26 protein-coding genes are annotated in these 24,608 nt (G+C 70.4%); 13 read left to right on the top strand and 13 right to left on the bottom strand.

Features of this window, described 5'->3' with window-relative positions; all coding sequences use genetic code 11:
• Positions 1–20: 20 nt before the first annotated feature.
• Genes IF46_RS0125940 through IF46_RS0125930 form a run of 3 tightly spaced genes read right to left on the bottom strand, consistent with a single transcriptional unit; the run spans position 21 to position 1,088 of the window.
• Entirely contained in the window at positions 21–443 is a 423-nt protein-coding gene (locus IF46_RS0125940; protein ID WP_030490994.1) for an SHOCT-like domain-containing protein, read from the bottom strand.
• Between the two features lie 11 nt (positions 444–454).
• Positions 455–712 carry a hypothetical protein gene (locus IF46_RS0125935; RefSeq protein ID WP_036393301.1) on the bottom strand — a complete coding sequence of 86 codons (258 nt, stop codon included), beginning with the start codon at positions 710–712 and terminating at the stop codon, positions 455–457.
• Between the two features lie 4 nt (positions 713–716).
• Complete coding sequence (locus IF46_RS0125930; RefSeq protein WP_198041536.1) at positions 717–1,088, bottom strand: DUF2089 domain-containing protein; 372 nt, start codon at positions 1,086–1,088, stop codon at positions 717–719.
• 468 nt (positions 1,089–1,556) lie between these two features.
• Between IF46_RS0125930 and IF46_RS33430 the strand changes: the two genes are divergently transcribed.
• Positions 1,557–2,213, top strand: a complete 657-nt coding sequence (locus IF46_RS33430) for a hypothetical protein (RefSeq protein WP_157563484.1) — start codon at positions 1,557–1,559, stop codon at positions 2,211–2,213.
• Positions 2,206–3,915 (top strand): hypothetical protein, encoded by a 1,710-nt coding sequence (locus tag IF46_RS0125920; protein ID WP_030490991.1) that lies wholly within the window; start codon positions 2,206–2,208, stop codon positions 3,913–3,915. Before IF46_RS33430 ends, IF46_RS0125920 begins: the two co-directional genes overlap by 8 nt.
• Positions 3,916–4,535: 620 nt before the next feature.
• Here IF46_RS0125920 and IF46_RS0125910 read toward each other — a convergent pair.
• The gene (locus tag IF46_RS0125910) at positions 4,536–5,468 is read right to left on the bottom strand and encodes an NmrA/HSCARG family protein (protein WP_030490990.1); all 933 of its coding nucleotides are present in this window, start codon (positions 5,466–5,468) and stop codon (positions 4,536–4,538) included.
• A 101-nt stretch (positions 5,469–5,569) separates the two neighbouring features.
• Here IF46_RS0125910 and IF46_RS0125905 point away from each other — a divergent pair, with 101 nt between their 5' ends.
• Positions 5,570–6,154: a TetR/AcrR family transcriptional regulator gene (locus IF46_RS0125905; RefSeq protein WP_030490989.1), complete on the top strand. Its 585-nt coding sequence runs from the start codon at positions 5,570–5,572 to the stop codon at positions 6,152–6,154.
• Positions 6,155–6,160: 6 nt separating this feature from the next.
• On the opposite strand, the gene rph is transcribed toward IF46_RS0125905, so the two are convergent.
• The gene (rph, locus tag IF46_RS0125900; RefSeq protein ID WP_030490988.1) at positions 6,161–8,776 is read right to left on the bottom strand and encodes a rifamycin-inactivating phosphotransferase; all 2,616 of its coding nucleotides are present in this window, start codon (positions 8,774–8,776) and stop codon (positions 6,161–6,163) included.
• 151 nt (positions 8,777–8,927) lie between these two features.
• Positions 8,928–9,206, bottom strand: a complete 279-nt coding sequence (locus IF46_RS35305; protein ID WP_269640042.1) for a TetR/AcrR family transcriptional regulator — start codon at positions 9,204–9,206, stop codon at positions 8,928–8,930.
• 43 nt (positions 9,207–9,249) lie between these two features.
• On the opposite strand from IF46_RS35305, the gene IF46_RS0125890 reads away from it, so the two are divergent.
• Positions 9,250–9,693, top strand: a complete 444-nt coding sequence (locus IF46_RS0125890) for a DUF5990 family protein (protein WP_030490986.1) — start codon at positions 9,250–9,252, stop codon at positions 9,691–9,693.
• A 3-nt stretch (positions 9,694–9,696) separates the two neighbouring features.
• Here the strand turns inward: IF46_RS0125890 and IF46_RS0125885 are convergent, their stop codons facing one another.
• On the bottom strand, positions 9,697–10,788 hold the full coding sequence (locus IF46_RS0125885) for a winged helix DNA-binding domain-containing protein (protein WP_030490985.1): 1,092 nt from the start codon (positions 10,786–10,788) through the stop codon (positions 9,697–9,699).
• A gap of 53 nt (positions 10,789–10,841) precedes the next feature.
• A complete protein-coding gene (locus tag IF46_RS0125880; protein ID WP_030490984.1) occupies positions 10,842–11,561 on the bottom strand; it encodes a carbonic anhydrase in 720 nt (239 codons plus the stop codon).
• 124 nt (positions 11,562–11,685) lie between these two features.
• Here IF46_RS0125880 and IF46_RS0125875 point away from each other — a divergent pair, with 124 nt between their 5' ends.
• From IF46_RS0125875 to IF46_RS0125865, 3 genes are all read left to right on the top strand, one after another.
• Positions 11,686–12,354 carry a HEAT repeat domain-containing protein gene (locus tag IF46_RS0125875; RefSeq protein WP_030490983.1) on the top strand — a complete coding sequence of 223 codons (669 nt, stop codon included), beginning with the start codon at positions 11,686–11,688 and terminating at the stop codon, positions 12,352–12,354.
• A 6-nt stretch (positions 12,355–12,360) separates the two neighbouring features.
• The gene (locus tag IF46_RS0125870; protein WP_030490982.1) at positions 12,361–13,368 is read left to right on the top strand and encodes a MerR family transcriptional regulator; all 1,008 of its coding nucleotides are present in this window, start codon (positions 12,361–12,363) and stop codon (positions 13,366–13,368) included.
• A gap of 81 nt (positions 13,369–13,449) precedes the next feature.
• The gene (locus IF46_RS0125865; protein WP_030490981.1) at positions 13,450–13,956 is read left to right on the top strand and encodes a hypothetical protein; all 507 of its coding nucleotides are present in this window, start codon (positions 13,450–13,452) and stop codon (positions 13,954–13,956) included.
• A gap of 10 nt (positions 13,957–13,966) precedes the next feature.
• On the opposite strand, the gene IF46_RS32835 is transcribed toward IF46_RS0125865, so the two are convergent.
• Together IF46_RS32835 and rox are read right to left on the bottom strand one after the other, a co-directional pair.
• A complete protein-coding gene (locus IF46_RS32835) occupies positions 13,967–14,983 on the bottom strand; it encodes a carboxypeptidase-like regulatory domain-containing protein (RefSeq protein ID WP_030490980.1) in 1,017 nt (338 codons plus the stop codon).
• A 92-nt stretch (positions 14,984–15,075) separates the two neighbouring features.
• Positions 15,076–16,533: a rifampin monooxygenase gene (gene rox / locus IF46_RS0125855; protein ID WP_030490979.1), complete on the bottom strand. Its 1,458-nt coding sequence runs from the start codon at positions 16,531–16,533 to the stop codon at positions 15,076–15,078.
• Positions 16,534–16,836: 303 nt separating this feature from the next.
• Between rox and IF46_RS0125850 the strand changes: the two genes are divergently transcribed.
• From IF46_RS0125850 to IF46_RS0125835, 4 genes are all read left to right on the top strand, one after another.
• The gene (locus tag IF46_RS0125850; RefSeq protein ID WP_084598049.1) at positions 16,837–17,787 is read left to right on the top strand and encodes an SRPBCC family protein; all 951 of its coding nucleotides are present in this window, start codon (positions 16,837–16,839) and stop codon (positions 17,785–17,787) included.
• A 28-nt stretch (positions 17,788–17,815) separates the two neighbouring features.
• Positions 17,816–18,988 carry a zinc-dependent alcohol dehydrogenase gene (locus IF46_RS0125845; RefSeq protein ID WP_030490977.1) on the top strand — a complete coding sequence of 391 codons (1,173 nt, stop codon included), beginning with the start codon at positions 17,816–17,818 and terminating at the stop codon, positions 18,986–18,988.
• Positions 18,989–19,158: 170 nt separating this feature from the next.
• Positions 19,159–19,617: a GNAT family N-acetyltransferase gene (locus tag IF46_RS0125840; RefSeq protein ID WP_051724178.1), complete on the top strand. Its 459-nt coding sequence runs from the start codon at positions 19,159–19,161 to the stop codon at positions 19,615–19,617.
• A 42-nt stretch (positions 19,618–19,659) separates the two neighbouring features.
• A complete protein-coding gene (locus IF46_RS0125835; protein ID WP_051724177.1) occupies positions 19,660–20,235 on the top strand; it encodes a GNAT family N-acetyltransferase in 576 nt (191 codons plus the stop codon).
• Here the strand turns inward: IF46_RS0125835 and IF46_RS0125830 are convergent.
• Positions 20,232–21,251 carry a S66 peptidase family protein gene (locus tag IF46_RS0125830; RefSeq protein WP_232234164.1) on the bottom strand — a complete coding sequence of 340 codons (1,020 nt, stop codon included), beginning with the start codon at positions 21,249–21,251 and terminating at the stop codon, positions 20,232–20,234. The two genes, IF46_RS0125835 and IF46_RS0125830, sit on opposite strands and share 4 nt — an antisense overlap.
• A 310-nt stretch (positions 21,252–21,561) precedes the next feature.
• Here IF46_RS0125830 and IF46_RS0125825 point away from each other — a divergent pair, with 310 nt between their 5' ends.
• Complete coding sequence (locus IF46_RS0125825; RefSeq protein ID WP_051724176.1) at positions 21,562–21,948, top strand: DUF2267 domain-containing protein; 387 nt, start codon at positions 21,562–21,564, stop codon at positions 21,946–21,948.
• Between the two features lie 15 nt (positions 21,949–21,963).
• On the opposite strand, the gene IF46_RS0125820 is transcribed toward IF46_RS0125825, so the two are convergent.
• Positions 21,964–23,442, bottom strand: coding sequence for a glutamate--cysteine ligase (locus IF46_RS0125820; RefSeq protein ID WP_030490972.1), 1,479 nt, complete (start codon positions 23,440–23,442; stop codon positions 21,964–21,966).
• Between the two features lie 153 nt (positions 23,443–23,595).
• Here IF46_RS0125820 and IF46_RS0125815 point away from each other — a divergent pair, with 153 nt between their 5' ends.
• Positions 23,596–23,934, top strand: a complete 339-nt coding sequence (locus IF46_RS0125815) for a DUF3817 domain-containing protein (RefSeq protein WP_030490971.1) — start codon at positions 23,596–23,598, stop codon at positions 23,932–23,934.
• A gap of 47 nt (positions 23,935–23,981) precedes the next feature.
• Here IF46_RS0125815 and IF46_RS0125810 read toward each other — a convergent pair whose 3' ends face one another.
• Entirely contained in the window at positions 23,982–24,530 is a 549-nt protein-coding gene (locus tag IF46_RS0125810) for a hypothetical protein (RefSeq protein ID WP_030490970.1), read from the bottom strand.
• Positions 24,531–24,608 lie beyond the last annotated feature (78 nt).

The raw sequence follows: 24,608 nt of genomic DNA, 5'->3' as shown, positions 1-24,608 counted from the left end.
GCCGTCCCATCAGACGGCGCCTACTCGCAGAAGACCCGCACTGTGGCATCGGGCGAATCCACCTCCACGGTCACCTCGTCGAGGTGCTCCACGAGCGCCTCCAACTGCTCGGGCTTGAGCTGCGTCAGGTCGATCGGCACGCCCGAGTCGCTGAGTGAGGCATTGGCCTTGACCAGGGCCTGCGGCGGGATCAGCGCCGCCAGCCGGACACCAGCCCGCAGCAGTTGCAGTGGCACCCGCACGTTGACCCGCGATGGCTCGCCGTTGTCGTTGGCGTCCACCACGACCCGCAGGTACTTCACCTTGCCCTTCGGCCGGGCGTCGTGACCTGCCACCGCCGGTGCCTGGTCCCGTTCGAGGGCGGCGATGAGCTGCTCCGCCTCCTCTGCGGTGACCTTGCCGGCGGCAAGCATGTCGAGGATGTCCTTGCGTTGTTCGGTCATTCGAACCTCTCCTATCGGATAGCCACGAGCACGGCCGAGCGGCCCTGCTCGATGTCGAAGCGCGCGCCGGGCAGCGCCGAGATGACACGCCAAGCGGCGCCGAGCGCCCGCACCACACCGATGCGGAACACGACGCAGGCCACGATCGCCGCCAGCACGACCAGGACCACGACCGGGAAGAGCACGAGCACCACGGGGAGCACCGGAACCCAGACGCGGATGGGCCGACGGTCCGGGCGGTTGACCTTGACGGTCACCAACTGGGGCATCACGTCAGCCGCCCAACTCGGTTAGCGCCTGCTGTGCGGTGATCTCACCGCGGCGCAACCGGTCGATGATGTCGGCTCGCGAGGGCGCCGGGTCGGTCTCGACGAAGTCGAGCATCTGCGTGATCCGGTTGAGTCGTGACTTGATCGTCGGGTAGCTCACCCCGAAGATGCGTTCCATCTCCTTGATCGAACCGTGGCAGCGCACGAACGCCGTGACGAAGACCTGATCTTCGATGTTGAGCTGAGCCAGTTGCGGTGGCTCGAACTCGCCCTCGATCGCGACGCCGTTGCTCGCCAGGCGCACCCGCTCGACGACGAAAGGCTGCCCTCGCGTCAGGCTGGTGAGCTCCTGCCAGTCCATCGCCTGCTCTGTCATACCTGAATTTGTAACTCAGGAATCTTCAACTTGCAAGAAGTTGACCTTAATTTTCTTAAGATCACACTCGTGCTGGCGGTTGAGGTGCGCGACGACGGTTCGCGCTCGTAGCCCGGAGCGCGGGATCATGATCACGGCTCGGTGGCCGAGCGAGTCGCCGCCACGATGCGGGGATGGGCAGGTTCCTTGCGCTCTTCCGCGGCGCGGCTGCCAGCGCGCGGCGGTGTCCCGTCACCCGGCTCGAAGACCAGCATGGGCAGCTCGCTGCCATCGGCGGCCTGACAAAGAGCCGGGGACTCGCGACGGCCCCTCATTATGACGGCATCCGATCATCGACACAGACGTCCGCAAGGGCATGGCTGCATCGATCAACCTGGCTGGACGGGGCGGCTAGAACTGGCCAATCGTCCTCGCAATGACCCGCATGGCCCGTCGCCCCGCCCTGGCCTGCCAGGGAGGATGTTGCACATGCGCTTACGGTCCCGTCGCAAATCCCTCGCCGTTCCGCTGCTGACCGCGACCGCCGTGTGTGCCGCCGGCTTCGGTGCCCTCGCCACGATGTGGGCGACCGGTCGATGGCGTGACCGGCCAGGCCTCTTCGACTACGAGAGTGCCACCTGGGGCGACGCCCTGCTGCTGCCTATCGGGACCGCGCTGCTCACCGGCGCGGTGCGGGCTCTGCCGGGCTCCGGCTCGGATCGCCGGTGGTTCTGGCTGGCTTTCACCGCTGGGGCGGCAGCCGGCACCGCGGTCCAGGCGAGCTGGCTACGCGACCCGAACCCGGCGACCAACTGGACCCTGCCGCAGCCGCACACGTTCAACCTGCCCGGGTGGTACCACGCGGCGTTCTTCGTCCTCCTTGGCGGGGCCACCTGCGGGCTGTGGGTGCTCCTTGTGCGGAGGCTGTCGGCAGACGCGGCCAGCGCTGTGCAGCGCCGGCGCGCGTTCGCTGCCGCCGTCGCAGCGGCGGCGAGCTTCGCGGCGTTCGCGGTCCTGGTCGTAAGGGACAACGCCACCACGTCCGCAACGAGTGCCGGCCGGGCAACTCTTGTTGGTCTGGCGGTGGCCGCAGTGGCCGTGCTCGGGCCGGCGATCGTCATGACAGTCCGGCACCGCGATGCTTGACGGTTACGCCGGTCCGGGTCTCGCCCGGCGGACAGTCGCCCTGGTCCTGCTGTACGGCTGCGCCGCCGCGCTGTACCTTCCGTGGATTCTGGCGGGGGAGTGGTCGCAGCCTGAGGACCCGCAGCGGTGGTGGAGCGGCGGCGTGGCGCTTGTGGTGACCACGCTGTGCTCGGTCGCCGTAGCGATAGACCTCGCGGTCGGCGCGACGCTGAGGTTCTTGGAATTCGTTGGATATGCCGTGCTGTTCGGGCTCACCGCTGTGCGCATCAGCATCGGTGCGGCAAGTGAGTGGCGCACCCTGCTCGTGGCGGCCGTCGTCGCGACAGTAGTGATGATTGTGGCGCGCACGATCGTCCTCGGCTTGACTACCGTCTGGCGCACCGCGAGGCTGATCGCCCTGATCGTCGCGTTCACCGGCCTCGCCGTCTACAGCGCATGGTTTGGCGCCGCCTCCGATGCCGCACCGCCCTTGGCTCTCTGTGGGGGTTTCCTGGGCGCGGTGTTCAGCGGCAACCTGCTGGCCAGCTTCGTCAGCGAGGACTTCGAGCGGTCGATTGAGCTGGAAGAACGGCGCACAGCGGGTGGTCCGATGCCACCGGCTCTGGAGGCCGAGGCGGCGCTGGGTGGGGCACGAATCTCCATGCTGGGCGCAGCGGGTTTCGTCTCCGTCATCTGGTTCACCATTCGCTCGGGCCAGGTTGCGGGATTCCAAGACGGGACGGGAACTGCTTCGGTCGGCCCACTCGGGATCGTGGTCGCCGTCAGCTGTGCGGCGGCCGCGCTGCTCGCGGCGAGTTCACGAGGGCCGAGCCGGTTGCGGCCCGTCGCCGGTTACGCGGCGGCGGGAGCTTGGTCGGCGTTCTGCGCCGGGCAGATCGCCGATCGGGTCGAGTGGACTGGCCGCACCGTCTGGCTCGCCGTCGCGGCAGCGGCGTTGGCGCTCTGGTCCTGGGACAGCGTGGTGAGCAACGTGCTGCTGCTGCGCGGTCGCGCCGTGCCCGCTCGGGCGCTGGTCGGGTGCGCCCTGTACGCAGTCGCGATGTTCTTGACCTTCATCTGGGCGGCGGCGGCTGGGCTACAGGGTGCCGACGGCGTCGTCACGCACTATGGCTGGTCTCTGCTCGCGCTGTTGCTCGCACTCGGCGTCGGCTACTGCCTGCTGCGGGCATCGGCTGAGCTGCTCGACTCCGCGTCCGCCGGTCGCCCCGCCAGCTCCGTTGCCGGCCCGCAGTATTCGCACGCCCGCAACACCAGACAGGACTATCTGCTGATGACGGCGCTGTTCCTGGTGCTGATCTGGCTACCGCTGCTGCTGCTCGAACACATTCCGCCCCTCTCGCGGGCGAACTGGTGGCAGGCCGGTAATCTCCTCATCACCATCTCCACGTTCCTCGCGCCGGTGTTCATCTGGGTGCTGCGCAACAACACCCGGCATGCGGCGTTCGAGGGGCACCTGCGGCTCGGCACGGCACCTGCGGCTGCCCCGTACCGGCTGTGGAACCGCCCGGCCGGGCGCGGTCTGCGCCGGCTCGTGCGTGGCACCGCGAACGTGTCCCGAAGCCCCGCCATCACGCAGCGGGAGTGGGTGGAGTTGCTGGAGGGCCACACCAACGTGCAGAACGGCGTCGCTTTGACTCTGCTGGCGATGACACCGCCGTGCTGGGTCGGCTTCGTGGTCGGGTGGCAGCGAAACCGGCGCTAGTCGGTGTGGTGATGCGGATCGCGGCGGAACCCGGTGGAGTTCCGCCGCGGCCGTGGATGGCCGGGCAAGAGTAGCGATCTTGCTCGATGCGCGCTACCCGGCTGGGTGCCGGCGGTGTCGTCTTGCCGTCTGGTCGACGGCTTGCGGTCGGGCGGCGGTCATCGGGAGGAACGTGGGCGACCTGCGCTGGCTCCGGCGTGTCGAGACCGGTACGGGTTCGCGTTTCTTGAGCACGTCATTGATCCAAAGCCCTAGATCAATTGTTGCCAACCGCATAATGATCTATTTCGCCCGCCCGCTGACTGCCGATTTTCTTTAGAGTGATTGACATGAATACTTTTACGGTTGTGCGAAGAGTGTCGATTGCGGCCGCCGTTGTGGCGGCCGTAATCGGCGGGGCGGCCGCAGATCCGATGCCGTCCGAGCGGGGCAGCGACGTTCAGGCCATCTGCCGCATGGTGGGTAGCGTCTGGGTGTGCAACTAGCTGCACGGGAGGGTGCTGGCAAGAGCTTCGCTATCAGAGGAGGTTGGTCCCTGGAGAGCTGATGTCGCAGACGATTCAGCTCCACCGGGGCCGACCGACACAGTGCCCGCCAGTCCGCAGGCACGTCCGGTCCGCTCAATCGCGCAGATGTTGGCGCGTCCACTCTTCGAACGTGGTGAGGGGAATTCCGAGGGCTCGCGCAAACTCCGGTCGGGCGGGTTGCCCGATCGCGTTCATCTGTTCATGGGAGACGCCGGCCCATTCCGGCATTCCGGCCGCGACCGCCTCCTCCTCGGTCATATCCGGCGCGGTCAGCTCGGTGCCCAGGGCCTCGGAAAGAACCTTCGCGATCTCCGTCATCGTCAGGTAGTCGCTCGCCAGCTCCAGCTCGACCCCGTGAAATCGGTCGGGTTCGGCGATCGCGGCGGCGGCCACCGTGCCGATGTCGTCGACCGCGACGAGGGAGAGCGAGGTCTGCGGCTTGAGGACTGTCGCCAGGCCGCCCGCGACGCCACGGGGAATCAGGTATGCCACCGAGGGCAGGAAGTTGTCCATGAAGAAGGCCGGCTTGATGAGCGTCCAGTGCGGGAAACCCGCCTCGCGTACGCGGTCCTGGATGCCGGCCTTGGTGGTGTAGTAGGGCGCCATGGCCGCCCAGCGTCCCTCCGCCCAGCCGGCGGTCTCGGTGTGCTGACCGGCGCCGCTGACGGACGTGTGCACGAACTGTGGGACCTGCGCGGCCCGCGCGGCCTCGATCAGGTTGACGGCCTGGGCCAGCTCCCCGTCGAAGTCGATGGAGTTCCCGGTCATCGCGGGCATCTGCACCGAGAAGACGGCTCGTGCTCCCCGCGCGGCCCGGATCAGCGAGTCGCGATCGTCGAGGTCGCCGGTGACCAGCTCGGCGCCCAGCGCCTCGACTGCCTTCGCGCGGTCGGTTGCGGGGTCACGGACCAGTGCCCGCACGGGAACGCCGGCCGCGAGCAGGGCCCGCGCGGTGGCGCCACCCTGCCTGCCGGTGGCGCCGGTGACCAGGGCGGGTGCGGGTTCGGGTTCGGGTTCGGTGGACATGAGACGTCTCCTGTCGCGGCACAACACGAAACGGCGGGGCCCGCCGTTTCTGCTCCGGCTAAGATACGGCGGACCCCGCCACTTAGCAACCATGAGGTGACATGCCCACCCAGCGAGCGGACGCCCGGCGCAACTACGCGCGCCTGCTTGCCGTGGCCGAGCAGGAGATCGCCGCGCACGGCGCCGACGCGTCCCTGGAACAGATCGCCCGCATCGCGGGCGTCGGCTCCGCCACCGTGCGCCGGCACTTCCCCAGCCGCCACGCACTGCTGGACGCGGTCTTTCACGAAGTGATCGAGGGCCTCAGCGCCCGTGCGGGCGACCTGTCCGACGCCGCCGACGCGCGAGCCGCGCTGCTGGAGTGGCTGAAGGCCGTCAACGGGCATGTCGCCACCATCCGAGGGCTGGCCATCGCGCTGACCCGCGACTGCACGGCCAACCCCACCGAGGCGCACGAGCACTGCGCCTCGGCGCAGCTCACCGAGGCGGGCGCACCACTGGTACGCCGCGCCGCGAAGGACGGCACCCTGGCACCCGGCGTGACCATCACCGATCTGCTCGCGCTTATCACCGGCATCGCCCTGGCCACCGAGCACCACCAGGACCCCGTCGCCGACGCGAACCGCCTGCTCGACCTGGCCGTAGCCGGAATCAGCCCCGCGCCGAGAAGGACCGTGTCGGAGTGACGTGGGTCAGGGCAGGATCTCCACGTACCCGTCGCTGCCGTGCACGCGGATCCGCTGCCCGTCGCGAATCAGCCGGGTGGCGTCGAGCACGCTGACGACCGCCGGCAGGCCATACTCCCGCGCGATCACCGCGCCGTGCGTCATCAACCCGCCGACCTCGGTCACCAGGCCGGCGATACCGACGAACAGGGGAGTCCAGCTCGGGTCCGTGTGGGCCGTGACGAGGATGTCGCCCGCTTCGAGATCGGCCTGCGCCATGTCCAGGATGACCCGGGCACGGCCCTCGACCGTCCCGGCAGAGACCGGCATCCCGGCCAGGGCACCGGCCGGCACGTCGTCGCGCCGGTACGCCCCGGTGATGACCTCACCGTCCGAGGTCAGCACCCGGGGCGGGGTGAGCGCCTGGTTCGCCCGGAACACCTCCCGGCGCTGCCGGATCAGCGCCTCGTCCACCCGGTGCGAGCGCACCACCTCGTGGAACTCCTGGAAAATCAGGTAGAAGACGTCTTCGGTCTCGGCGAGCACACCGGCCCGCACCAGGCGTTCGGCCTCGTCCAGCAGGGCCGACTTGTAGACGAAGTAGCGGCTGATGATGCCGTACTTCGGGTACTCCCGATAGCCGATGAAGGTCCGCACCCGGTCGATCATCCGCGCGGTCTCGTCGGCCTTCTGCTCCCCGTCCGGCAGCGCCCGCAGCCGCGTCAACACCTCCTGCGCCTTCTGCTGCGCCTGCTGGCGTCCCTGCGCGAAGCGCCGCTCGGCGGCGCCCGGCTCGAAGAGCCTGACGTTGTCGAGGAGCACCGGCACGAGCGTGCTGGGGCGTTCGCTCCACCGTGGCCTGGTGATGTCGATCTCGCCGACGCAACGCATGCCGTACCGGTCGAGGTATTCCTCGATGGCCGCACGCGCCTCGGCCCCGCCCGCGAGCTTCGGCAGCTCGTCGAGGAAGCCGTCGTGCGCGACGCCCCGCAGGAACGCCACCACCTCCGGATGCGGCCGGATCACGTCGGCGACGTCGAGCAGCGCCAACCCCATCTCCGAGGTGACGTTGCCGGGGGCGGACAGGGTGAGGGTGTCCGCGGCGTTCTTCTCGCCCAGCCACTCGTACAACCGGTCGTTGAGCCACCAGGTGGCCTCCATGCCGGCCATGATCGCCTGGATGCTCAGCGGATCGGCGAGGACCCGCTTGTGCTCCTGAAACGCCTCCAGCAGGAAGTCGAAGAGCGCCGTACCGGTGACCGTCGCGATGTCGCGCCGCAGGTCGGCGATGGACGCCTCGCTGCGCGCGATCAGCTCGGTCACGACGGCCGGGTCGGTCTCGATCGGCGCGGACGCGCCGCCGGTCGTCGGACTGCCCGGAGCGCCAGTGTCCGGGCGCGTCGGCACGAAGTCCCCGCGGTCGAGGAGGGTCTCCAGCGCGTCCCGCATCAGCGGATCGTCGCGTCCCGCCATCGTGAGGAAGCCGGCGCGGCTCGCGGGGGAGGCCAGCAGCCGGGTGGCGTCGACGAACAACCTCCCACCGGCCTCCCGCATCGGGGCCATGGCCGTCAACTGCCACATGGAGTACCCCAACGGCCGCATCGCGTCGGTCATCATCTGCTGGTGACCGACCGAGAGGTAGACGTGGTTCTCCTGGTCAGCGGCGACCGGGATGGGGAAGAGCGTGGTGATCGGCCGACTCTGCACGATCTGGAAGTCGTCGTCGACCAGACACCATTCGATGTCCTGCGGGCGGCCGAAGTGCGCCTCGATCCGTCGCCCGAGCCGCACGAGCCGCACCACCTGCGCCTGCGTCAGCGCGGGCTGCTCCTGCCGCTGCGGGTCGATCGCCACGTCCCGCGTACCGCCGCCCGGCAGGGCGACGACGACCCGCTGTTTGGCGGCGACCGTCCCGGCGACGACATCCCCGTCGCGCACCGTGAAGACATCCGGGTTCACCAGGCCGGACACCAGGGCCTCGCCGAGACCAAAGCTGGCGTCCACGGTCGCGACCTTCCGGTTGCCGGTGACCGGGTCCGCCGTGAACAGGATGCCGGCGGCATCCGGAAAAACCATTCGCTGTACGACGACAGCCATCTGGACCGTGCGGTGGTCGATGCCGTTGCGCAGGCGGTAGATGACGGCCCGCTCAGTGAACAGCGACGCCCAGCACCGGCTGACGTGCCGCAGGATCGCCTCCGGCCCCACCACGTTCAGGTACGTGTCCTGCTGGCCCGCGAAGGACGCCGTGGGCATGTCCTCCGCCGTCGCGCTGGACCGCACCGCGTAGGCGGCCTGCTCGCCGAACCGGACGAGCGCGCCGGTGATCGCGGCTGCCAGCTCGGCCGGGACCGTGGTCTCCTCGATGCTGCGACGGATCTCCGCGCTGAGCGTGCCAATCGCCTCCCGGTCATCCGGCGTCAGGCGCGACAGCTGATCGAGCCGATCGTCGATCGCCGGGATTCCCGCGATGACCTGCGCGAAGGCGGTCGTCGTCACGCAGAACCCGGCCGGCACCCGGATGCCGTCGATTCGGGACAGCGCGCCCAGGTGTGCGGCCTTGCCGCCGACGACCGACACCTGCGTCTCGTCGACCTCTCGAAGATCCAACAGCGGTGCCAGGTCGCCGCGGCCCCCGTCCATCGACAACACACCCACGTCACGCCCCCGTTTACCTCGTTTGTGCTGGTCCGGCCGCTGATTCTGCGCCACGACCGGGGCCTTGCCACAAGCCCCCCGGTGCGATATACGTTAGAAGTGGCAGGGAGAGCGATCTCCTTGCCATTTGCGTTTGTCAGGGCGGCCTGGCCGACAATCGGGCCCGGTCGGGCAGCCGTACCGAGTCGGCGACGGCTCCGGCGGCCTGCGCCACCAGGTGCCTGAAGAACGCGAAGAGGTCCTGTTTTCCCGCCTCCTCGACGAGCTGCGCGAGCAGTCGCTTCATGCTTGCGGCGAGCAGGTCGTCCTTGGTCGGGAAGTGACGAAAGACCGTGCCGATGGCCACGCCGGCTCTGCGGGCCACCTCCTCGGCGGAGGCGCGAATATCAGCACACCCTCGCCATCGCCCAGGCATAGCACCCGACCGGCAGAGCGCCCGGGAAACTAGAGTCGGTGCCATGCGGATCCGGATCGACGGCAGCGACTTCCCAGGTCAGCGTGCCGGTGCGGAGGCCGACGCGTTGCGGCGTGGCAACGTACATGTCGGGGTGCAGCGCAAGGCCGAGGTGGTCGATCAGGTGCCGGCCGACGCGGCCCAGGCCACCTGGTCCTTCGAAGTGGTCAGCCGCGAGATCGACGGGATGCTCGATGTCGGCGGCCCGTGGGTGCACGGCCGCCCCGGGGCACGATTTCTGTATCTGAGCTGGGGAGCGGTGACCGACGACGGCTTCGCGATGTTCCGCCGCGCGAAGTTGATGTTCACCGACGTCCCGACCGAGTTGCTGCGCGCCGCCCATGAGGGCAGCGGGACGCTTGTCGGCCGGGTCGGGTTGACCGATGCTGCCGGTGAGCCGCTCTGCGCTCGGGTACGCCCTCCCGCCATCGCCTGGGCACTGGAGTGACAGTTAGCTGGCGAAGTCGACGCCGCCGAGGGAGACCGAGCGGTGCGCGGCGAGGCGTTCGGCCTGTGCGGTGATGGCGGTGCGGGTGGCGGCCGACAGCCGGCGCCACGGCCCGACGGCGACCGTCAACGTCTTGCCGGACTTGCGGGGCCGCCAGGTGCCGACCAGCTCGCCGTCGACCAGGACGGCACCGGGGCGACCCAGCACCGGCCACAACTCCTTGGCGTGGGCGGCGTCCGGCACCACCGTCGCCCGGTCCTTGGCCTGCAGGAACAGGTCGTACGGGCCGAGCAGGCGGGTGCCCGTGGCCTCGGCCGACTCGAACGCCTCATCGTCGGCGGCGAGCAGTGAGCGCACCTCGCGGTCGACCATCACCTCGATCACGTCGTCGGGCCAGAGCGCCTTCACCTCCTTCACCGGGGCGTCGAGATAGTCGGCCACGTGTTTCGGGGTGGCCGGGCCGAGTAGGCGAAGGTATGCGCGGATGAGGTCGAACCGCTCACCCGCGGCGGCTGCCTTCCTGAACCCGGTGATGCGCCGCAGGACCGGAGGTGAGGTGTCGAGCTGCAACTCCAGCCCGGCCCGCACGGCGGCGAGTCGGAACGGCATCTCGTAGAGGTGAGTGGCGTCGCACGGCCGGCAGAACCGCAGGTACGGCTCGGGCAACACAGTGGCCAGGCGGCCCGAGACGTCGCCCTTGACCGTCGGCGTGGTGACGGTGGCCCGCATCCGTTCCGCGATCTCGTCGAGGGCGGCGAGGTTGGCGATGCCCGCCGCCTTCAACGGCTTGGCGGCGTCGTAGATGCGCTTGCCCGCGTCGGCATCGGAGAAGGGTGCGACCGCAGCCGCCACCTCCCCGACGTCGGCCCGGCGGTAGAGGTGCGGGGCGCCGCGCACGGTCCACAGCAGGACCACGTCCGTGCCGGACATCGCCGTCACGTCGACCCCGCGTACCGCCAGCGCCCACCGGGCGCCGTCCGGCCCGGTGTTCTGCACACCGAGGTCCAGGACGGCGGTGTCGGCGAGCGTGCCCTGACCCCGGTCGAGTTGCTGGGCCCGTACCCGGAAGTTCATCACCTGGCGTCGATCGACCATGCCTGCACCCTAGTGTGACGAAAAGGCGCGGTCCCCGGATCGGGCGACGGCCGTCAGGCCACCAGAACGACCCGCCCGTTGTCCAGGTCGTAGCGGGCGCCCACGACGCGCAGCGCGCCCTGGTGCACCCTCTCGGCGATGATCGTGCTGCGCTCGCTGAGCGACCGCACCTGGGCGGCGATGTTGGCCCGGACCGCGTTCTCCACCGGATCGCCGGGCTGCTCCAGCACCGGCTCGACGACCGGGCGCAGGGCGTCCACGATGGTGCCGATGTGCCCGGGCGCCGTGCCGCCGCTGTGGATGGCGTCGATGGTGGCGGTGATCGCGCCGCAGCGTTCGTGGCCGAGGACGACGATCAGCAGGCTGCCGAACTCCTCCACGGCGAACTCGACGCTGCCCAGCAGCAGGTCGTCGACGATGTTGCCGGCCACCCGGTTGTCGAACAGGTCACCGAGGCCCTGGTCGAAGAGCACCTCGGGAGCGACCCGGGAATCCGCGCAGCCGACGGTGATGGCGAACGGGTGCTGGCCGGCGGCGAGCCGGTGCAGGTCGGCCAGGCCCTGGTGCGGGTGCCGGCCGTGGCCGGAGGTGAACCGCCGGTTGCCGGCCTGCAGCCGCCGCAGCGCCTCCGCCGGCGTATCGACCGAGTCCTCGACCGGTGTGGCGGCGACGGCGGCGGACGGGCTGACTGCGGCCGCGCCGAGCGCCACGGCGGCGGCGCCACCGGCGCTGAGTAGCGTTCGGCGGGACAGGTGGGAACGCGTCACGATCATCTCCCTGAGGCGAGGCAACTCGTCACTTCCTACCACCCCCCGGTGACGCTGTGAACAGCAGCGAAGACGGCTTGACCTTGACACAGTGACAAGGTCTTCACTGGCGTCGAAGGGGTGATAGCCGATGACCAGGCCGGACCAGGACACGTTCGCGATGAGGGCTCAACAGGGGCTCAAGCACGACAGCTCGTCGGTACGGCTGCGCGCAGCCCTCGCCGTCGGCACGACCCCGGATCCTCGATACGTCGACCTGCTCATCGAGCGGTGCGCGGTCGAGCCCGACTTCTCCGTACGCGAAATGCTCACCTGGGCCCTGACCCGCCACCCCTGCGCGCTGACCGTCGCGAAGCTCGTCGACGAGCTCCGCTCGGCGGGTGCACAGGCCCGGAGTCAGGCGTTGCACACGCTGTCCAAGATCGGCGACCGGCGAGCCTGGCCGGCGATCACCCGGGCGCTGCTGACCGACGCCGACGACGAGGTGGCGCGCAGCGCCTGGCGAGCGGCGGTCGTCCTCGTGCCCGAGGGTGAGGCGGCCGAGCTGGCGAGCGTGTTGGCGACGCAGCTCGGGCGCGGCAACCGGGAGACGCAGTTGAGCCTGAGCCGCGCGCTGATCGCGCTCGGTGAGGTGATCATGCCAGCGTTGCAGGCCGCGATGGCAGATCTCGACCCCCGGGTGCGCGCCCACGCGAACGCCACGCAACAGTTGTCGCAGGACCCGGACGCCGGCTTCGCGCTCGCGATCGAGGAGGCCAAGCGTGTGGTTGCTCTCGGCACGACGGGGGAGAGCGGGTGATCCGCGGTGCTGATCGGTGAGGTGGCGCGACGGTCCGGCGTCAGCGCGCGGATGCTTCGGCATTACGACTCGCTGGGCCTGGTCCGGCCTACCGGTCGCAGCGGCGCTGGCTATCGCGAGTATTCCAGCGAGGACATCCGGCTGATCTTCCAGATCGAGAGCCTGCGGTCACTGGGGCTGTCGCTGCGCGACGTCCGGCGCGCGCTCGACGACCCCGGCTTCGCGCCGTCGGCGCTCGTCGACGACCTCATCCGCCAGACCCGAGAACGCATCGCGGGTGAGACGGAGCTGCTCACCCGGCTGCGTCGGATCGGCGCTGCGGAACCCGCCGACTGGGAGGATGTCCTGCAGACCATCGCGCTGCTGCGGGGATTGGGGTCGGAGAGCGCGGGCCGGCGTCAGCGCGCGGCCCTGGCCTCGGTCGGCGAGGTGCCGGTTGAGGCGCTTGTCGAGGCGGTGTTGAGCGAGTCGGACCCGATCGTTGCCGGAGCCCTGCGCTGGGCGCTGGCGCAGTCCGGCGACGGCGGGTTGGCGCTGCTGGCCGAGGGGATCGGTTCGCCAACAGCCGAGGTACGCAGGCGCGCTGTCGAGTCCGTCGCCGAGATCCCGCACGCTGCGGCGACCGACGTGCTGCGGGACGCCCTCGCGAACTCCGACATCGTGGTCCGCAGGTACGCGGCTCTGGCGCTCGGGCCGCGCGGGGTGGCGGACGCGGTGCCGACGTTGATCGACATGATCGTCGAGGAGACCAAGGACGTCGACGCGGCCGATGCGTTGACTCTGCTGGCCGCCGATCCCGCGCTGGCAGACCAGATCGCGACGAGGCTCGTCGCCTGCCTCGCACAGGACAGCGTCGCGCCTACCGCGCGGCGACGGCTGACCGAGGCGTTGGCGGACATCCCGGGGAGCATCGCCGTACGGGCACTCAGGGACCTGTCGCACGACGACGACCGCCCCGTCGCACTGACCGCGACCTCCATCCTCGCGCTGCGCGACGCGGCTCCTGCACCGTGACCAGCCCTTGCGGAGGGACGCGGAGCAGGCCGGTGCCGAGCGAATTGATCATCGTTGAGACATCAGCTAGCGTGCGCGTCCGTGAAAACTTCGCGCCTTGCTTCTGCCCTGTTGATCCTTGCCGCTACGACCGCCCTCGCCGCCTGCGGCGACAGTGACAAGGCGACGACCGCCGGATCCACGACGCCCACCCCCACGTCCGCAGCCCCGTCCTCGGTGGCCACCTCCGCTGCCGCCCCGCCGGCGTCGTCGCCTGCGGCGGGCGCCGCGAGCGACAAGCAGCTCTGCGAGGCGGCGAAGAAGGCCAGCGACGAGATGAGGGTGGAGTTGGTGAAGGTCGCCACGACCGGCGAGGCGTCCGCGGCGGATTACCAGAAGATCCTCAGTGGGCTGGACAAGAAGGTGGCCGAGGTCGCCGCGACCGGCGACGGCAAGCTGGCCGCTGCGCTGCGGAAGTTCGGCGCCGAGGCGGCCAAGGCCGCAGCCGCTGCGGACCCGGCGACCGCCGCCGACAACCCGGCCTTCGAGAAGGCCGGCAAGGAGATCTCCACCGCGTGCAAGGCGGTCGGGGTCAACCTGGTTCTCTGACCAGCACGGGTCACCTGAGGTCGAAGTCCACCACGGCCGGCGTCCGCCGGACCCGCACGGGAGTCGCGGCGTCGAAGCCGGCGGAGTCGCGGTGCCACACCGGCGGGGTGTACGCGCAGTCGCACCGCAGCTTGACCCGCTGCCCCGCAAGCAGGCGCAGGACGTAACCGCTGCCCACGTCCGCCACGCCGGCCAGGTCCCCGGTGGCCGCGTCGAACGCGATCACCTGGGCGTAGGTGAGCAGCTCGTCGACCCGTACCGTGCCGCTGAGCGACGTCCCGGCGGGCAGTGCCTGGTCGAGGGTGACCGTCCGGTCGGCGCGGACCCGCACCGGCCGCGCCGACAGTCGGCTGCCCGCGCCGCCGGACCACACGGTGGCCAGCCCGGCGGCGGCGAACTGCACCGGCCAGTGGTACGGGCCGAGACCGGTGATCGTGTAACGGCCGTACTCGTCGGTGGTCGGGCCGTGATCGCCGTACTTCGGATCCGGCACGTAGGGCACCACCATGACCCGGGCCCGGGGGACCGGCGCGCCCGTCGCCGCGTCGGTCACCACCCCGACGACGGTGCCGGGCCGGTCGAGCCGGACGGCCGGCACACCGGTCACCGCGCCGGCGCGGACCTGGACCACCCGGGCCCGCTCCCGCTCACCGGTGCCGCCGTGCCGGCCGACCCACTGCCAGCCGTGTGCTGTCGTGTCGTAGGGGCGTACCAGCAGCCGGTACCTCCCCGGGGCGACGTCGCCGGTCACCAGGACGCCCTGCTCGTCGGCGCACCCCCCGTACCGCCCGAGCTGGTCCTCGCCAAGCGTGACCGCCGCCAACGCCGCAGCGTCCACCGGGACGAGCGCGGCGCAGGCCCGTGCGACCGGTGCGCCGGTCGCCGCGTCGCGCACCACGGTGCGGACGCCACCAGGTGCGGGCGACACCGACCCGGGGGTACGCGCGGCAGCCGGCGCGGCGGCCCCCACGACGAGCAGCGCGACGGTGACGGTGGCGGTCAGCTGGCGCAGGATCGCGCGGCTCATGAGGGCGTCCTTCCGGCGGCGCGGCGGGTTGGGCCGACGGTAACCGCTGGCAGGTGATCCAAATCGGTCAATGTCGCGATGTCGACGGTTGGCTAGTCCGAGGGCTCACCGAACCAGCGGGACAGGTGCCCGTCCAGGTCCCGCTGATCGTCGCCGATCCAGGCGACGTGACCGTCGGGGCGCAGCAGGACGGCTGCGACATCCAGGTCGGCGGTCGGGTCCGCGAGGTGATCGACCCGGTCCGACCAGCCGCCGACAGTGAGGCGTTCGGTGCGGTCCAGCAGCAGGCCGCGACCACGATGCAGCAGGTCGTAGAGGTGGCCCGCCTTCACGTCGATGTCGCGCAGCCGGCGGCCGAGCAGGTCCGGGCCGGCGCCGAAGTCGTAGCGGATCCCGATCGCGGTGATCTTCTCGATCAGGTGGCGGTTCACCTCGTCGAAGTCCATCAACTCGGTGAGCAGCCTGCGCACGGCCTGTGGGCCCGGTTCGGGGGACGACAGCTCCACTTGTGCGCGGGTGTTGTCCAGCACCTCCGCGGCGACCGGCTGACGTTCGGCCTGGTAGGTGTCGAGCAGGGCCTCCGGCGCCCAGCCACGGATCTGCGCGGCCAGTTTCCAGCCGAGGTTGAACGCGTCCTGAACGCCCAGGTTGAGGCCCTGTCCGCCGATGGGGGGATGAATGTGCGCCGCGTCGCCAGCCAGCAGCACCCGGCCGACCCGAAACCGTTCGGCCAGCCGGGTGGCATCCCCGAAACGGGACAACCAGCGTGGGGAGTGCGCCCCGAAATCGGTCCCCGCGATGGCGCGCAACTGGTGGGTGAAGTCGTCGAGAATCGGCGGCTCCGCGCGATCACTCACGCCGTCGGCGGGGACCACCACGCTGTAGACCCCACCGCCGAAGGGTCGCAGCCAGAATCGCGGATGGGTCTGCCGCAGGCTGGCCATCGCGGCGGCGATCTCCTCCGGCGGCGCAGCCAACGTCATCTCGCCCATCAGCGTCTCGCTCCGCGAGGGCTCGCTGGGGAAGCCGACACCGAGCAGTTTGCGCACCGTGCTGCGCGCGCCGTCACAGCCGACCAGATAGCGCGTACGCAGCTTCTCCCCGTCGGCCAGCTCGACGGTCACGCCGTCGTCGTCCGTTGCGACACCGGCCACCGCGCGACCGCGCCGGACCTGCGCACCCAGGTCGGTCGCGTGCTCTTCGAGCAGGCGGACGATGACCGGCTGCGGGATGCCCAGCAGATAGGCGTACGCGGAGTCCAGGCCCGTGGGTGCGGGTTTGTCGATGGCGGCGAAGAAGCCACCGGCCGGACGCCGCCGTCCGTGTTCGAGGATGCGCTCCAGCAGCCCGCGCATCGCCATCAGCTCGAGACTGCGAATGTGCAGACCGACGATGCGGACGAACGACGTCGGCTCGGTCTCCTTCTCCAGAACGAGAACCCGTACGTCGTGCAGCCGTAGCTCGGCGGCCAGCATCGCCCCGGTCGGCCCGCAACCGACGATGATCACGTCGAACGGCCGGGGCGCTTTGGTGAACTGTGCTGAGTGCATAGGTGTTGCCTTTCGGGAGTGCCCAGGTGGCGGCGCTCCCGGCGACACCTACGTCAGTCGCCCGGCCGTGACGGCAAGGGGGAGCACCCACATCGATACAGCGTTCATGGGTCTCACCTCCTCGGGCGGTGTCACGGTCGAGTGCAAGCTACAAGGCCGAGTAAATCCCCGTCCAGTTCTTTTCCCCGGGGGTTCTGCCTCGAACCGGGCGCACACGTCACGCGTACCGCATAGCGTCACGGGGGCGGAACCACCGCCGCTCGCCGGCGGACCGGCGGCGACGCCCACCGGAAGGGACCGGAGATGAGTCGTGTCGACACTGTCCTCCTGCCGGAGCTGGACGGGCCGGTGCCAGCGACGCTGCCGAGCACGCTCGGCCTGCTGAGCCTGGCCCTGGGCGTAGGCGCCCTGGTCGCTCCCGGACCCGTCGCGCGGATGACGGGGGTGGACGACTCCCCGGCCGCGCGGGCCGTGCTCCCCGCCGTCGGCCTGCGCGAGTTGGGCAGCGCCGCCGGCCTGCTCAGCGGCGCTCGCCCGGCCGGCTGGGCCTGGAGCCGGGTGGCCGGCGACGCCATCGACCTGACCCTGCTCGGGCGAGCCCTCGCCGACCGCAGCGGCGCACGACGCCGCCGGGTCGCGCTGACCACCCTCGCCGTCGCCGGCATCACCGCCATCGACGTGCTCGCCGCCGTACGCATCGGGCGGGCTGGACGGGCCCGCGCTCGGGTGATCCGGATGGAGATCGCGGTGACGGTCAACCGTTCGCCCGCCGAGGCGTACCGGTTCTGGCGGGACATGGAGAACCTGCCCCGGTTCATGGCCCACCTGGAGTCCGTACGCGCCGATGACCTGCGCCGCTCGCACTGGATCGCCCGCGGTCCCGCCGGACGCCGCGTCGAGTGGGACGCCGAGATCATCGACGACAAGCCGAACAAGTCGATCACCTGGCGTTCGCTGCCGGGGGCCGGGGTGCCCAACGCCGGCCGGGTCCGGTTCGTGCCCGCACCCGGCGACCGGGGCACCGAGGTACGGGTGGAGCTGCGCTACGCACCGCCGGCCGGCGCGCTCGGCCGGGCGGTGGCGAAGCTCTTCGGCGAGGAACCCGAGCAGCAGGTCCGTGACGACCTGCGCCGGTTCAAGCAGGTGCTGGAGGCCGGCGAGGTCGTCCGCTCCGAGGGCAGCCCCAACGGCATCTCCCTGCGCCAACAGGCCATGCAACGTCCCGCCCAGCCACTGCCGGCCTCGCGCCGCTGACCGCGCGGCTCTTTCGAAGGGACCGAGAATGAAGGCCACCGCCTGGATGGGCGCCGACAGCGTCAAGGTCATCGACGTGCCCGACCCGAAGATCATGAACGCCCGGGACGCGATCGTCCGGATCAGCACCACCGCGATCTGCGGCTCCGACCTGCACCTCTACCACGGCTACATCCCCGAGATGCGCAAGGGCGACATCCTCGGCCACGAGTTCATGGGCGAGGTGGTGGAGGTGGGCCCGCAGGTCCGCAACCTCAAACCCGGCGACCGGGTGGTGGTGCCCTTCCCGATCGCCTGCGGGCACTGCTCGTCCTGCCAACGCGGCCTCTACTCGGTCTGCGAGAACTCCAACCCCAACGCCGGCATCGCCGAGAAGATCATGGGGCACTCGCCGGCCGGCATCTTCGGCTACTCCCACCTGCTCGGCGGCTACGCCGGAGGCCAGGCCGAGTACGCCCGGGTGCCGTTCGCCGACATCGGCCCGGTCAAGGTGCCCGACGAGATCACCGACGACCAGGCGGTCATGCTGGCCGACGTGTTCCCCACCGGCTACATGGGCGCCGAGATGTGCGACATCAAACCCGGGCAGGTGATCGCCGTCTGGGGTGCCGGCCCGGTCGGGCTACTCGCCGCGGCCAGCGCCCGGCTGCTCGGCGCGGAGCGAGTGATCGTCATCGACCGGTTCCCGTACCGGCTGCGGCTGGCCGAGGAGCACATCGACGCCGAGACGATCAACTACGAAGAGACAGACGTGCTGGACACGCTCAACGAGATGACCGCCGGCCGGGGGCCCGACGCGTGCATCGACGCGGTCGGTCTGGAGGGCCACCACGGCAACGCCGCCATGTACGCCTACGACCGGGCCAAGCAGGTCGCGCGAGTCGAGACGGAACGGCCGTTCGCCCTGCGCCAGGCCATCCTCGCCTGCCGCTCCGGGGGAGTGGTCTCGGTCGTCGGCGCGTACGGCGGCTTCGTCGACAAGTTCCCGATGGGCGCGTTCATGAACCGATCGCTGGTCATGCGCAGCGGTCAGTGTCACGTCCAGCGCTACACCCGACCGCTGCTGGAGCGCATCCAGCGTGGCGAGATCGACCCGAGCTTCATCGTCAGCCACCGGATGCCGCTGCGCGACGCCCCGAAGGGCTACAAGATCTTTCAGAAGAAGCAGGACGACTGTACGAAGGTGCTGCTCAAGGTCTGACCGGCCCACAGCTCCGCCGACGGGCAGCCTCCCGCGCAGCCTTTGGAGCTGATGTCGCAAACGATTCAGCTCCAAAGGAACCGACCACGACCTCCACCCGTCGTCGCCCTGTCGCTCCACCTGCAACGCACCGCTGATAGCTTCGGGCGCACGATTTCCTGGGAGGCGTCATGCGGGTTGACGTACGTGCGGCGACGGCCGCCGACGCGGCGGCCTTGGCGGGCCTGAGGTGGCGGCGGCTGACCGAGGAGCGCGGCTACACCGGCACCGACCACGCCGACTTCGTGGAGGCGTTCGTCGGGTGGGTCACCGAGCATCTGCCGACCCACCTGCCGTTCCTCGCCGAGGTCGACGGTGACGTGGTCGGGATGGCGTGGCTGATGGTCGCCGACCGAGTGCCCACCCCGGTGCACCGCAGCCGCCAGAGCGGGGACGTCCAAGCGGTGTACGTGGTGCCGGAGCGTCGGGGAAACGGGATCGGCGCGGCCCTGCTGGAGGAAGTCCTGGCCGAGGCGCGCAGGCGTGACCTGGAGCATGTGACCGTCCACTCCAGCAGACGCGCCGTACCCCTCTATCAGCGAGTGGGCTTCCAGCATGACCCGACCTGGCTGCGGTGGCAGTCGGAGTGAGACGAGACCGCCTCCCGGTGCCCGCCGGCTAGCCTGTCCGCCATGGATAGTGGTGGCACATCGGTGCGCGTGACGGCCGATCTCACCGTCCGGCTGCGGCCGGTTGCCGAGCCAGACCTGGCGATGTTCCAGCGGTTCTGCACCGAGCCGGGCCTGATCGGGTTGGACTGGGCCGGCTTCCAGGACGCGGCGGCGCCAGCACGGCGGTTCGCCGTCGATGGCTACCTCGGCGAGGACGACGGACGGCTCGTCGTCGAGGTCGAACAGGAACGGGCTGCCGCCGGCCTGGTCAGCTACCGCTCAGGGCGTTACGCCGGACGGGCGTCGTACTGGGAGATCGGCATCGTCCTGCTGCCGCCGTGGCGTGGGCGAGGCATCGGCTGGCGAGCGCAGGCATTGCTCTGCGACTACCTGTTTCAGCACAGCCCGGCGCAGCGCATCCAGGCGGGCACCCACCCGGAGAACGTGGCCGAGCAGCGGGCGTTGGAGAAGGCCGGCTTCCAGTTGGAGGGAATCGTGCGGGCCAGCGAGTTTCGGGCTGGTCAGTGGCGCGACGGATACCTCTACAGCCGATTGCGCGACGACCCGTCTCCCTGGGACCGGCCGACGGAAGGCTAGCGCGGGCGGACTCCAGGCTCCACCGTCAAGGTCCCCGCCTCGGCGTCGATGGTGGCCCGCGCGCCGAGCGGCACGGTGAGCTGCCCGTTGCCGTGCCCCAGTCGGAGCCCGCCGAGGACCGGCACACCGAGGTCGTACAGGCGGTCCTTGAGCACCGCCGCCGCGTCCCACTGACCCGGGCTGCCGACGCTGTTGGTGATCTGGCCGATGACCACCCCGGCGACCCGGGACAGCACGCCCACCCGGCGCAGCTCGGTCACCATCCGGTCGATGCTGTACGGAGCCTCGTCGACGTCCTCGAAGAACAGGATGGCGTCGTCGAACCTCGGGGCGTCTCCCGCGCCGAGCGAGGTGGAGATCATGGTGAGGCAGCCGCCGAGCAGCGGCCCCGATGCCCGGCCCGGCACCAGGACGGGGGCGGCTGTCTCGGCCGGATCCCTGACGATCGTGACGGGCGCAGTGGTCATCACCGCCGCGCGAAGCGACTCGGCCGACTCCGGGCCGGTGCGGGAGTCGCTCCAGTTGACCATGGGGCCGTAGAAGGTGACCAGGCCGGTCTCGCGCCAGAGCTTGCCCTGGATGCTGGTGATGTCGCTGAAGCCGACGACCACCCGGGGGTCGCGGCGCAGAGCGGAGACGTCAATCTGATCGACGATCCGTTGCGTGCCGTAACCGCCGCGCGCGGCGAAGACCGCACGGATCCCCGGGTCGTTGAGCGCGGCGTTCAGGTCGGCGAGCCGCTGTGCGTCGGTGCCGGCCAGGTAGCCGTAGCTGGCGAAGACGTGCTCGCCCAGCTCGACCTCCAGGCCCCAGCTGCGCAGGATCTCGATGCCGCGGGCCATGTTTGTGGGGTTGGGGGTGCCGCCGGGTGACACGACCCGAACCCGGTCACCGGGTGCCAGTGCCGGCGCCCGCAGGACGCGCTTCGCACCAACCGGCGCGGCCTGCGCGGACGCGGCCTGCGCCGAGCCGACGAGCACCGTGCCACCGGCAGCCGCCGCTCCCATCTGCAGCATGTGCCGACGGGACAGAGGCACCCGTGTGGGTCCCTGGATCGTGGCTGGGTCTGTTCCAGAAGTGGCCACCGGCGTCCCCTCATCGTGATCAGACGATGTGCGAGCCGCCACAGCCTACGACACTCATCGATGTTAGGTGGGGTCCACAAGGGGCAGCGCCCGGTTCGCGCCGGTTCGTGATGCCTCGCCCGCCGACGGCGGGAACGTCCGGTCCGCGCGTGACCCGTTTGTCGCCGCAGAGCGTGGGAACTCGCCCCGTTCGCCCGCAGGCAGGCCCGACGGCATGCCAACGAGACCGAAGGAGCGGGGCATGGAGTACGAGCAGATGATCGCCACGGTACGACAGCGCGCTGGCCTCGGTGAGAACGAGGCCGTGCGGTCGGTACAGGCCGTCCTGTCGGTGCTCGGTGAACGGCTCGCCGGACAGGAGGCCGACAACCTGGCGACACAGCTACCGGAGCGGTTGAACGGGTCCGTTACTCGCAATCCGGGGGGCCGCCGGTGGGATGTTGGCGAGTTCCTGAAGAAGGTCGGGGACCGCGAGCAGGTCGCGAACGCGGACGAGGTGCGTCAGCACGCCCAGGCGGTGTTGCGTACCGTCGCTGAGGCGCTCGATGACGACGAGCGACACGATCTGCTCGCCCAGCTTCCCGGCGGCATCACCGATCTGTTCGGCGTTCCCACCCCGCGGGGCTGAGCCCCGCGGGCGTGCTCACGGGATGGGCCACTCGTGCACCGGTCGGTTGCTGTGCATCAGGTCCACGTAGTGCCGGACAACCTCGCGCAGCGCCTCCGGCCGGTCCAGGTGGTCGGCGGATTCCATCCGGTGCAGCGTCTCCACCTGCCAGGTCGCGCCGTTGCGGTTGGTCAGGCAGCGCTGCTCGATGATGCCGAGCAGCCGGTCACGCTCGGCCGGGTCGAGCCCCCACCGGTCCAGGCCGTGATGCGCCATCGGCAGCAACCGGCGCAACACCAACTCGGTGACGGGCAGGTAGCCGAGACCGGGCCAGAAGACCTGGGCGTCGATGCCGTGCCGGGCGCAGCTGGTGAAGTTTTCCTCGGCGGCGCTGAACGACATCTGCGACCACAGTGGTCGATCCGATTCGGCGAGGGCGCGGACCAGCCCGAAATAGAAGGCGCCGTTGGCGATGGTGTCCAGCACGGTCGGGCCGGCGGGCAGCACCCGGTTCTCCACCCGCAGGTGCGGCCGGCCCCGCGACACGTCGTACACCGGGCGGTTCCACCGGTAGACGGTGCCGTTGTGCAGGCGCAGCTCGGCGAGGTTGGGCACCTCACCGGCGGCGAGGGCCTGCGCCGGGTCCTCCGGGTCGCAGACCGGCAACAGCGCCGGGAAGTAGCGCACGTTCTCCTCGAACAGGTCGAACACGCTGGTGATCCAACGCTCGCCGAACCAGACGCGGGGGCGTACCCCCTGGGCCTTGATCTCTTCCGACCGGGTGTCGGTGGCCTGCTGGAACAGCGGGATGCGGGTCTCGCGCCACAGCTCCCGGCCGAAGAACAGCGGTGAGTTCGCGCCGACCGCGACCTGGATGCCGGCGACCGCCTGGGCGGCGTTCCAGTAGTCGGCGAACTGGGCCGGGCTGACCTGGAGGTGGAACTGGGTGCTGGTGCAGGCCGCCTCCGGGGTGATCGTGTCGGCGGTGACCGCCAACCGTTCCACCCCGCTGATGGCGATCGGCAGATCCTCGCCACGCGCCGCGAAGATCTGCTCGTTGAGCAGCTTGTAGCGGGGGTTCGCCGAGAGCGTCTCGGCGGTCAGGTGCTCGGGGCGCAGCGTCGGCAGAATGCCGATCATCACCATGTGCGCGCCGATCTCCCGGGCCTTCACCTCGGCGGCGTTGAGGCTGGCCCGCACGTACTCCTCGAAGTCGGCCGTGCCGGTGCCGGTCAGCCGGCGCGGCGGCACGTTGATCTCGACGTTGAACTGGCCCAGCTCGGTCTGGAAACTCTCATCCGAGATCGCCGCCAGCACGTCGGCGTTGCGCATCGCCGGGTTCGACGCCTCGTCGACCAGGTTCAGCTCGATCTCCACACCGGTCATCGGCCGGTCCACGTCGAAGCGGGACTCGCGCAGCATCTCGGCGAAGACATCCAGGCAGCGCCGGACCTTGTCGCGATAGCGGGCCCGATCCTCTCGACTGAAGGTTCGCACGCCGACGTCCTCGCCCATGGTCACCACCCTGTCACCGCTGGTCCCCCTAACCTCGCACGCCCTCGGCAGGCGGGGGAAGACCCGATGGGCCTTTCCTACCCAGCTGCCGGCCCCGTCACCCCGGCCAGAGCGCACCGATAGCATTACGGCCCGAGAGGTGGTGGCGTGCGGATGCGCGAGAAGGTGACCCGGCTGTTCGTCGCGGCGGCAATCGCCGAGGCCTGCTCCTGGCTGGCCCTGCTGGTCGGCATGCTGGTCAAGTACGGCCCGCCGGAGAACGAGCTGGGCGTCAAGATCTTCGGGCCGATCCACGGTGGCCTCTTCGTCGCGTACGTCCTGCTGGTGCTGGCCGTGGCCCGGCTGCACCGGTGGAGCCTGCTGGCCACGGCGGTGGCCCTGGCCAGCGCGGTGCCGCCGTTCGCCACCCTGGCCTTCGAGCGCTGGGCCCGCCGCCGGGGGATGCTCGGCGTCGACCGGCAACCGGCCCGCGAGCCCGCCCCGGTCGGCTGAGCCGCCAACCGACGCACCCCGCCCGCCCCTGATCGGGCCGGGTCGGATCAGGTCAGCGCGGAGCAGGCCACGATGCCGGCCAGCAGCAGCGTGCCCAGGAACGCCTGCAACAGCAGCGGCGGCCCGAGATGCGACCAGAGCGTCGCGGTACGCGGAGTCAGCAGCTGCCCGGTGGTGAGGTTGACGATCCGCTCGATCCGGGGCGGCAGCTCCGGGTCGCGTTGGGCACGCAGGGTGAGTTGCACCTGGTCGGCCGGGTGCAGGGCGCTCTGCGGGAGGTGACCGTGCAGCTCCACCTCGCAGAGCTGACCGGCGGTGTTGCGCAGCCGCACCGGCGTGACCAGGTACTCCGGGCCCTGCTTCAGCTCCTTCCACCGACGACGGGTGCCGCCACCGCCGAAGGAGAAGAGCGAGCGCAGAAGTAGGGCGGGTAGCCGGGCGATGGCCGCCGCCGCGAGCACCGCCACCAGCACCGGCTGACCGATGCGTACCTCACGGGTGTAGCCGTCGAGCAGGCGAATCAGCCGCCCGGTGACGATTCGCTCGCTCGGGTGCACGATCCGTCGGGTATCGAGTCCGCTGTCCATCTCCACCACCGAGAGTCCGCTTGTGTTCACAGATCGTATCGACGTCCTCAGTTGAACGACGTGAATGAAACCTGGTCACGGGCTCAC

This window comes from Micromonospora chokoriensis (assembly GCF_000718555.1).
In the GTDB taxonomy this organism is placed as follows: Bacteria; Actinomycetota; Actinomycetes; order Mycobacteriales; family Micromonosporaceae; genus Micromonospora; species Micromonospora chokoriensis_B.
Note: the sequence above shows the minus strand (reverse complement) of the source record. Positions and strands in the feature narration are given on the sequence as shown.

What these genes read in the sequence shown, in the direction of transcription:
- IF46_RS0125825 (WP_051724176.1), top strand. Translation starts at nt 21,562, where the DNA reads ATGGAGTACGAGCAGATGATCGCCACGGTACGACAGCGCGCTGGCCTC.
- IF46_RS0125875 (WP_030490983.1), top strand. Translation starts at nt 11,686, where the DNA reads ATGACCAGGCCGGACCAGGACACGTTCGCGATGAGGGCTCAACAGGGG.
- IF46_RS0125820 (WP_030490972.1), bottom strand. Translation starts at nt 23,442, where the DNA reads ATGGGCGAGGACGTCGGCGTGCGAACCTTCAGTCGAGAGGATCGGGCC.
- IF46_RS0125850 (WP_084598049.1), top strand. Translation starts at nt 16,837, where the DNA reads ATGAGTCGTGTCGACACTGTCCTCCTGCCGGAGCTGGACGGGCCGGTG.
- IF46_RS0125840 (WP_051724178.1), top strand. Translation starts at nt 19,159, where the DNA reads ATGCGGGTTGACGTACGTGCGGCGACGGCCGCCGACGCGGCGGCCTTG.
- IF46_RS35305 (WP_269640042.1), bottom strand. Translation starts at nt 9,206, where the DNA reads ATGCCTGGGCGATGGCGAGGGTGTGCTGATATTCGCGCCTCCGCCGAG.
- IF46_RS0125935 (WP_036393301.1), bottom strand. Translation starts at nt 712, where the DNA reads ATGCCCCAGTTGGTGACCGTCAAGGTCAACCGCCCGGACCGTCGGCCC.
- IF46_RS0125930 (WP_198041536.1), bottom strand. Translation starts at nt 1,088, where the DNA reads ATGACAGAGCAGGCGATGGACTGGCAGGAGCTCACCAGCCTGACGCGA.
- rph (WP_030490988.1), bottom strand. Translation starts at nt 8,776, where the DNA reads ATGGACGGGGGCCGCGGCGACCTGGCACCGCTGTTGGATCTTCGAGAG.
- IF46_RS0125940 (WP_030490994.1), bottom strand. Translation starts at nt 443, where the DNA reads ATGACCGAACAACGCAAGGACATCCTCGACATGCTTGCCGCCGGCAAG.
- IF46_RS0125920 (WP_030490991.1), top strand. Translation starts at nt 2,206, where the DNA reads ATGCTTGACGGTTACGCCGGTCCGGGTCTCGCCCGGCGGACAGTCGCC.
- IF46_RS0125845 (WP_030490977.1), top strand. Translation starts at nt 17,816, where the DNA reads ATGAAGGCCACCGCCTGGATGGGCGCCGACAGCGTCAAGGTCATCGAC.
- rox (WP_030490979.1), bottom strand. Translation starts at nt 16,533, where the DNA reads ATGCACTCAGCACAGTTCACCAAAGCGCCCCGGCCGTTCGACGTGATC.
- IF46_RS0125835 (WP_051724177.1), top strand. Translation starts at nt 19,660, where the DNA reads ATGGATAGTGGTGGCACATCGGTGCGCGTGACGGCCGATCTCACCGTC.
- IF46_RS33430 (WP_157563484.1), top strand. Translation starts at nt 1,557, where the DNA reads ATGCGCTTACGGTCCCGTCGCAAATCCCTCGCCGTTCCGCTGCTGACC.
- IF46_RS0125885 (WP_030490985.1), bottom strand. Translation starts at nt 10,788, where the DNA reads ATGGTCGATCGACGCCAGGTGATGAACTTCCGGGTACGGGCCCAGCAA.
- IF46_RS0125880 (WP_030490984.1), bottom strand. Translation starts at nt 11,561, where the DNA reads ATGATCGTGACGCGTTCCCACCTGTCCCGCCGAACGCTACTCAGCGCC.
- IF46_RS0125905 (WP_030490989.1), top strand. Translation starts at nt 5,570, where the DNA reads ATGCCCACCCAGCGAGCGGACGCCCGGCGCAACTACGCGCGCCTGCTT.
- IF46_RS0125815 (WP_030490971.1), top strand. Translation starts at nt 23,596, where the DNA reads ATGCGCGAGAAGGTGACCCGGCTGTTCGTCGCGGCGGCAATCGCCGAG.
- IF46_RS0125830 (WP_232234164.1), bottom strand. Translation starts at nt 21,251, where the DNA reads ATGCTGCAGATGGGAGCGGCGGCTGCCGGTGGCACGGTGCTCGTCGGC.
- IF46_RS0125890 (WP_030490986.1), top strand. Translation starts at nt 9,250, where the DNA reads ATGCGGATCCGGATCGACGGCAGCGACTTCCCAGGTCAGCGTGCCGGT.
- IF46_RS32835 (WP_030490980.1), bottom strand. Translation starts at nt 14,983, where the DNA reads ATGAGCCGCGCGATCCTGCGCCAGCTGACCGCCACCGTCACCGTCGCG.
- IF46_RS0125910 (WP_030490990.1), bottom strand. Translation starts at nt 5,468, where the DNA reads ATGTCCACCGAACCCGAACCCGAACCCGCACCCGCCCTGGTCACCGGC.